General features: G+C 64.7%; 7 protein-coding genes. All 7 read right to left on the reverse strand.

Annotated elements, in window-relative coordinates:
- A partial coding sequence (gene gmhB / locus AC1D0P_RS18840) for a D-glycero-beta-D-manno-heptose 1,7-bisphosphate 7-phosphatase (RefSeq protein ID WP_477678153.1) occupies window positions 1-456 on the reverse strand: 456 nt, incomplete at its 3' end.
- A 103-nt stretch (window positions 457-559) separates the two neighbouring features.
- Window positions 560-2665 (reverse strand): glycine--tRNA ligase subunit beta, encoded by a 2106-nt coding sequence (gene glyS / locus AC1D0P_RS18845; protein WP_477678154.1) that lies wholly within the window; start codon window positions 2663-2665, stop codon window positions 560-562.
- A complete protein-coding gene (locus AC1D0P_RS18850; protein WP_477678155.1) occupies window positions 2662-4086 on the reverse strand; it encodes a tetratricopeptide repeat protein in 1425 nt (474 codons plus the stop codon). Before AC1D0P_RS18850 ends, glyS begins: the two co-directional genes overlap by 4 nt.
- A 3-nt stretch (window positions 4087-4089) precedes the next feature.
- A complete protein-coding gene (locus tag AC1D0P_RS18855) occupies window positions 4090-4296 on the reverse strand; it encodes a hypothetical protein (RefSeq protein ID WP_477678156.1) in 207 nt (68 codons plus the stop codon).
- Window positions 4293-4826 (reverse strand): metal-dependent hydrolase, encoded by a 534-nt coding sequence (locus tag AC1D0P_RS18860; protein WP_477678157.1) that lies wholly within the window; start codon window positions 4824-4826, stop codon window positions 4293-4295. Before AC1D0P_RS18860 ends, AC1D0P_RS18855 begins: the two co-directional genes overlap by 4 nt.
- A 28-nt stretch (window positions 4827-4854) precedes the next feature.
- Window positions 4855-5775 carry a glycine--tRNA ligase subunit alpha gene (glyQ, locus tag AC1D0P_RS18865; RefSeq protein WP_477678158.1) on the reverse strand — a complete coding sequence of 307 codons (921 nt, stop codon included), beginning with the start codon at window positions 5773-5775 and terminating at the stop codon, window positions 4855-4857.
- A gap of 82 nt (window positions 5776-5857) precedes the next feature.
- Complete coding sequence (locus AC1D0P_RS18870; protein ID WP_477678159.1) at window positions 5858-6811, reverse strand: LysR family transcriptional regulator; 954 nt, start codon at window positions 6809-6811, stop codon at window positions 5858-5860.
- Window positions 6812-7078: the final 267 nt, after the last annotated feature.

The raw sequence follows: 7078 nt of genomic DNA on the forward strand, positions 1-7078 counted from the left end.
GTACTGGGCCGACTTGCCCGTAAGCACCAGGTGCGGCTCGCAGCCGGCCGCGGCGCCGGCCTGCAGGTCGCGCAGCGAATCACCGACCGTGGGCACGCCCGCCAGTTGCACGCCGAAGCGCGCGCCTATCTGCTCGAACAGGCCGGGCAAGGGCTTGCGGCAGATGCAGCTTTCCTCGGGGCTGTGCGGGCAGTAGAACACCGCGTCGATGCGGCCGCCGACGGCGGCCAGCATCTTGTGCATCTTGGCGTGCATGGCGTTGAGCGAGGCCACGTCGAACAGGCCGCGCCCCAGCCCCGACTGGTTGGACGCGATCACCACATGCCAGCCCGCATGGTTGAGCCGCGCGATCGCCTCCAGCGAACCGGGCAGCGGCAGCCATTCGTCCGGCGATTTGACGAAGTCGTCGCTGTCGCTATTGATGGTGCCGTCGCGGTCGAGGRTGACGAGTTTCATGGTGTTTTACCTTACCAAAAAGAGCGGCCGGACGCCGGGCCGCCCCAAGGCCGGCCAGCCCCCTCGGGGGGCAGCGACGACACGAAGTGCGGAGCGTGGGGGCTCATGTTGCCAGTTTGGAGAGGTCGGCCACGCGGTTCATGGCCTGGTGCAGCGTTGCCAGCAGCCCCAGCCGGTTCGCGCGCAGCGTCGGGTCTTCGGCATTGACCATCACGCCGTCGAAGAAAGCGTCGACAGGCGCTTTCAGGGCGGCCAGCGCCTGCAGCGAGGCGGCGTAATCGCCGGAGGTAAAAGCGGCTTCGGCTTTGGGGCCGACGGTCTTCAATGCGTCGGCGAGGGATTTCTCGGCGGCTTCCTGCAGCAGTTCAGGCTTGATGGCAGCCTCGACCGCGCCTTCAGCCTTTTTCAGGATGTTACCGACACGCTTGTTGGCCGCTGCCAGAGCAGGGGCTTCAGGCAATGCGGCAAAGGCGCGCACGGCCGCCAGGCGCTTGGCGACGTCGCCCAGGCGCTGGGGCTTGAGCGCGAGCACGGCATCGACCTCCTGTGCGCTGTAGCCTTGCTCGCGCAGGGAGCCGGCGAGGCGGTCGTAGATGAAGTCGACCAGCGCGGCGGAGGCATCCTGGATCTTGTCGCCGAACACCGGCTGGGCGCTTTCGACCAGTTCGGCCAGTCCAAGTGGCAGGTCTTTCTCGACCAGCATGCGGATCACGCCGAGTGCATGGCGGCGCAGCGCGAACGGGTCCTTGTCGCCGGTCGGCAGGTTGCCGATGCCGAACATGCCGACCAGGGTTTCGAGCTTGTCGGCCAGCGCGACAATCACACCCACGCTGTTGCGCGGCAGCTCGTCGCCGGCAAAGCGCGGCTTGTAATGGTCTTCGATCGCATCGGCCACGTCGGCGCCAAGGCCGTCATTGAGCGCGTAGTAGCGGCCCATGGTGCCCTGCAGCTCGGGGAACTCTCCGACCATGTCGGTCACCAGGTCGGTCTTGGCGAGTTCGGCGGCGCGCTGCACGTCGGCAACCCGTCCAACGTCGATGCGGTTGGCGATAGCCTCGGCTATCGCGCGCACGCGCTGCGTGCGCTCGCCCTGCGTGCCCAGCTTGTTGTGATACACCACTTTGTCCAGCCCGGCGACGCGCGAGGCCAGGGTCTTCTTGCGGTCCTGGTCGAAGAAGAATTTGGCGTCGGCCAGGCGCGGGCGCACGACACGCTCGTTGCCGCCGATCACCGCGCTCGCATCAGCGGGACTGATGTTGCTGACGACCAGAAACTTGTTGGTGAGCTTGCCTGCGGCGTCGAGCAGCGGGAAGTACTTCTGGTTGGCCTTCATCGTGAGGATCAGGCATTCCTGCGGCACGCCCAGGAATTCCTTCTCGAACTCGCAGACCAGCACGTTGGGGCGCTCGACCAGTGCGGTCACCTCGTCGAGCAGCGCGTCGTCTTCAATCGCCTTCACGCCGCCGCCGACCTTGGCCGCGGCAGCCGCCAGCTGGCTGGCGATCTCGGCTTTGCGTTCGGCGAAGCCGGCGATCACCGCGCCGTCTTTTTGCAGCGTGGCGGCGTAGCTGTCGGCGTCTTTCAGCACGACAGGATCCACCGCCGCTTCAAAGCGGTGGCCGTGGGTGCTGTTGCCGGCCTTCAGGCCCAGCGCCTCGATGGCCACCACGTCGCTGCCGTGCAGCGCGACCAGGCCATGGGCCGGGCGCACAAACTTCACGTCGCTCCAGCCGTCGGCCAGCTGGTAGGTCATGACCTTGGGAATCGGCAGTTTGGCGATGGCTTCAAGCAAGGCTTTTTGCAAGCCCTCGGCCAGCGTCGCGCCCTTCACAATGCTGTCGTAAAACAGCGCCTCGGCCTTACCGTCGGGCGCGCGCTTGAGGCCGGCCACGGCCGATGCATCGGCACCCAGCGCCTGCAATTTCTTGAGCAGTGCGGGCGTGGCATTGCCCGACGCGTCCAGCCCCACCGCCACCGGCATGAGTTTTTGCGAAACAGCTTTGTCGGCGGCCTGGGCCGCAACCGCGGTGACACGCGCGGCCAGCCGGCGCGGAGAGGCAAATGCGGTGAGCATCGAATCAGCTGCCGTGAGGCCCTGGGCTTTGAGTTGCTCGAACAGCACGCCGGCAAAGGCATCGCCCAGCTTATTCAGCGCCTTCGGGGGCAGCTCTTCAACAAACAGTTCAACAAGCAGGCTTTGGGTTGTCATAGTGAGATTGTGCACAAGCGGGGTGCCTGCGCGGTTTCGTAGATTCGGGTGGTTTCGGAGGTAGCGCTCATGCCAACCAGCGCACGCGCGGTCGCAAGCATCGACTGACCAATTTTCTCGGTCTGCGCGGTTACGCGCGCGACCTGCTCGGGCGGTGGCGCAACGCGGGTGCCTAATCGCGGCCGGATTTCGTCCTGGATCGCCTCGCCGATGCGAAACTGGAACTCTAGCTGGTAATACAGCCAGCCGGGGTCGGTGGGATGTGCCACCGCCAGGCGTTGCATGTGTTGGAGTGCGTCACCATAAACCGCCACGGCGGCGTCAGTTCGCCCGGCGTTGAGGTGATCGTCGGCGATCTGCAGGTAGCTGCTGCGCAGATCCATCTGGGCGTCGATACTGGCGGGATCACGCTCCACTATGGCCGTACGCAACCGCAAGGCCTCCCGCAGCAACTGGGCGCCAACGTCGCTTTTACCCTTGTTGCTTTCAAACACACCAGCGCTGGCGCGGTTGTGCGCCAGATCGCGTTGCCACACGAGGTTGGCGGGGTCACGTTGCACCAGCTTCTTGTGGATTTCAAAGCCAGCCTGGTACGCGTCGCGCGCCTGGCTGACGTTGACGACGATGTGGAACATCTCGCCCAATCGGTCGTAGTTCAGCGCAAGTTCATGCTGCAGTGCGGCGTTGGAGGGCGCCTCCTCGGCCAGCTTTTCTCGCAGTTCGAGTTCGGCGATTTTGGCGGCGCGTGCCGGTTTTTCTCCACCCATGCCGAATTGCACGGAGCCCAGGCCCCGGTACAGGTCCGCAAGGTCATGCCGCCACGCACTGTTGGCGTAATCTTTCGCGACAAGGCCTTTTTGCAGGTCGACGGATTTTTGGTGCAGATCGCGGCTTGTGGCCCACACACCTGACACTTCAGCCAGGCGCGAATACGACATCGCCAGATCACGCTGCCACGCGGCCTGCCCGGGATCGCCAGCGAGCAGCTTTTCGAGGATCGCAACCGCAGAAGTAAAAGATGCCCGCGCCGCCTGCCGGGCTGTCGCGGCGCCAGCCTCATCGGGCGCCGCATCACGAGCGCCACCGGGCCGAACCAGGCTCACAGGGAGCTTGACGATGGCTTGCAACAAATCCTTTCGGCGGGCATCCGCCGGCGCTTCTTCTACATTACGTCCTGCGGCATTCCGCGCATGCCGGTAACCCGCCTCATACGGATAACGCAACAATGCAAGGTCGCCCCGGCATGCTTGAGCCTTCCCGGTGCGCATGTGTCCCAGAGCCATTTCGTACTGCGCCTGCCGATTGGGCTTGGCATCGAGTTGCACCGGAGATTGCACCTGCGGCTGTGCAGCAGAAGGCACGGCGGCACCGAGCATGGCAAGCCCCGCCAGCGTTGCGCTTGTCAACAGTATTGACTTCATGGGTCAGGCGGCCTTCGTCGGCATCTGTTCTACCCGTCGACGCGGCGCGAAGTAACCACTTTGCGCCAGGTTGCGGATACGGCCAATGCAGGGCGCATGGCCCGTCACACCGATGGCGCCACACGCGAGCAGCAAGTTGCAGCTGTGAGCGGCCTTGAGCAGCGGCTCCTCGACAAACAGTTCAACAAGAATATTTTGAGAACCGTTCATTGGTTTTTTCGGGAATGTCGGAGCGCAAAAATTGCCAGGGCTGCGGCCATCAGCGGGAGCCAGATGGTTTTGACCTCGTTGAGCAACACGTCGGCGCCGCGCTGCGTGAAAAATCGGGAAAAGGAGACCGGCGACACCTCGACGGGCCGCCAGGGGCTGAAAAACCGCTGCTCGGAAAACGGCCAGTAGAGCGGGATCGCCACGCCGCCGTTGGTCAGGGTATCCAGCACAGGATGCGAAAACATGCAAAGCGCTACCCATGCATAGCCTTGCCACGGCGGCAGTTTCCAATGCCTTGCCAGCCACCAGCCGATCAAGCCCGTAAGCAGCGCAAAGCCCAGGGTATGGGTGAAGCCGCGATGCCCCCAGATACCGCCGTAATGGATGCCGAGCTTGAAAGCGACGCCGTCAAAGTCGGGAAGAATGGCCGCGACCATGCCCGCCAGTAGCATGGTGGGCGGTATCCGCTTGCTGCCCATCGCCACCGCGGCGGCAATGGGGACGGCAATATGGGAAAAGATGGTGGGCATCGGGTGGTGCGGCGTGCTGCGTGAAACCTCAGGCGGCCTTCTTGGGCATCTGCTCGACCCACTCGCGCGGCGCCATCGGGAAGCCCAGGCGTTCGCGGCTTTCGTAATAACTTTGCGCCACGGCGCGGGCCAGGTTGCGGATGCGGCCTATGTAGGCGGCGCGTTCGGTCACGCTGATGGCGCCGCGCGCGTCCAGCAGGTTGAAGCTGTGCGCGGCCTTGAGCACCTGCTCGTAGGCTGGCAGGGCCAGCTGCACCTCGATCAGGTGCTTGGCCTGCTTTTCATGCGCCGTGAAGGCGGTGAACAGGAAATCGGCGTCGCTGTGCTCGAAGTTGTAGGTGGACTGCTCGACCTCGTTTTGTTTGTAGACGTCGCCGTAGCTCAGTTTCGAGCCGTCGGCGCCTTCGGTCCAGACCAGGTTGTAGACGTTGTCCACGCCCTGCAGGTACATGGCCAGGCGCTCCAGGCCGTAGGTGATTTCGCCGGTCGCGGGTTTGCAGTCGATGCCGCCGACCTGCTGGAAGTAGGTGAACTGCGTGACTTCCATGCCGTTGAGCCAGACTTCCCAGCCCAGGCCCCAGGCGCCCAGCGTGGGGTTTTCCCAATCGTCCTCGACGAAGCGGATGTCGTTTTTCTTCAGGTCAAAGCCCAGGGCCTCGAGCGAGCCGAGGTAAAGCTCCAGGATGTTGGCGGGCGCGGGCTTGAGCACGACCTGGTACTGGTAATAGTGCTGCAGGCGATTCGGGTTCTCGCCGTAGCGGCCGTCCTTGGGGCGGCGGCTGGGCTGCACATAAGCGGCCTTCCAGGGCTCGGGGCCCAGCGCCCGCAGAAAGGTCGCGGTGTGCGAGGTGCCGGCGCCGACCTCCATGTCATAGGGCTGCAGCAGCGCGCAGCCCTGGTCGGCCCAGTAGGACTGCAGCTTCAAGATGATTTGCTGGAAAGTAAGCATAGAAGTGGGTTGAGGGCAAAAGCACGGCGCCTGTGGAGGCGCCGGGAAGGCCAGGCCGCACCGGGCGGCTGTGCCAAAGCGGTCATTTTACGCGGCGACGGCGCGCGGGCGCCGCGGCAGCCGCCTCGGGCGGCACATACCAGGCCGGCCCGGCCTTGAAGGCCTCGGCCAGGAAATCCACCATCACGCGGACCTTGGCGCTCAGGTGGCGGCGGCTGGGATAGACGGCCAGCACGTCGATGTCGGGCATGCTGTAGCCCGGCAGCAGCGGCAGCAGGCGCCCCGCACGCAGGTCGTCGCCGACCAGGAAGGCCGGCTGCCAGATGATGCCCTGCCCGGCCAGGGCTGCCTCGCGCGCCGTGTCGCCGTTGTTGGCATGCATGACGTAGTTGACCCTGACCTGGTGCGGGCGCGCCTGTTCATCCACGAAATGCCATTCGTTGGCGGTGGCGGCATAGGTGTAGCCCAGGCAGCGGTGCGCCGCGAGGTCGGCGGGCACCCGCGGCGTGCCATGCTGTTGGAGGTAGGCAGGCGCGGCGCAGACGATGTTGCAGGAGGTGGCCAGCTTGCGCGCCGCATGGGTGGCAGGGCCGGTGCGCGAGATGCGGATGGCGAGGTCGTAACCCTCTTCCACGATGTCGACCACGCGATCGCTGAGCGCGATGTCGAGCTCCACGTCCGGGTAGCTTTGCATGAAGCGCGGCCACAGCGGCGCCAGCTGGCGTATGCCGAAGCTCACGGGCGCGTTGATGCGCAGGCGCCCGCGCGGCTGCAGGGTGGCCGACGAGGCCAGCGCCTCGGCGTCGGCGACCTCCTCGAGGATGGACTTGCTGCGCTCGTACAGCGCCTCGCCACTTTCGGTCAGCGAGAGCTTGCGGGAGCTGCGGTTGAGCAGGCGTGTGCCGAGGTGCGCCTCGAGTTCGTTGATGTAGCGCGTGACGTTGGCCGGCGAGGTGTCCAGCGCATCGGCCGCGCRCGTGAAACTGCCGCGCCCCACGACGGCGGCAAACACTTCAAAGGCACGCAAACGGTCCATGGCGGTTCCTTCGATCCCTGACGTTCATAAAACCTGAATGATTAAAACACTTTTCAAACCTTCTTCTCATAGAACATAAACCATACATTGGACACATCGGCAGACGAACCACACAGGCCGACCCGGAAGTTTTTATCAACTCACTCGAACAGGACACTGAAATGACCACGCAAACGACCTCCCCACTTTCCACCGCAAAACGCTTTGACAACAAAACCGTGCTCGTCACCGGCGGCAACAGCGGCATCGGCCTGGCCACCGCGCTGC

The sequence above is a fragment of the Polaromonas sp. P1_G2 genome (assembly GCF_056405515.1).

Coding starts and splice junctions, on each gene's coding strand:
- glyS (WP_477678154.1), bottom strand. CDS start 2,665: ATGACAACCCAAAGCCTGCTTGTTGAACTGTTTGTTGAAGAGCTGCCC.
- AC1D0P_RS18850 (WP_477678155.1), bottom strand. CDS start 4,086: ATGAAGTCAATACTGTTGACAAGCGCAACGCTGGCGGGGCTTGCCATG.
- AC1D0P_RS18855 (WP_477678156.1), bottom strand. CDS start 4,296: ATGAACGGTTCTCAAAATATTCTTGTTGAACTGTTTGTCGAGGAGCCG.
- AC1D0P_RS18860 (WP_477678157.1), bottom strand. CDS start 4,826: ATGCCCACCATCTTTTCCCATATTGCCGTCCCCATTGCCGCCGCGGTG.
- glyQ (WP_477678158.1), bottom strand. CDS start 5,775: ATGCTTACTTTCCAGCAAATCATCTTGAAGCTGCAGTCCTACTGGGCC.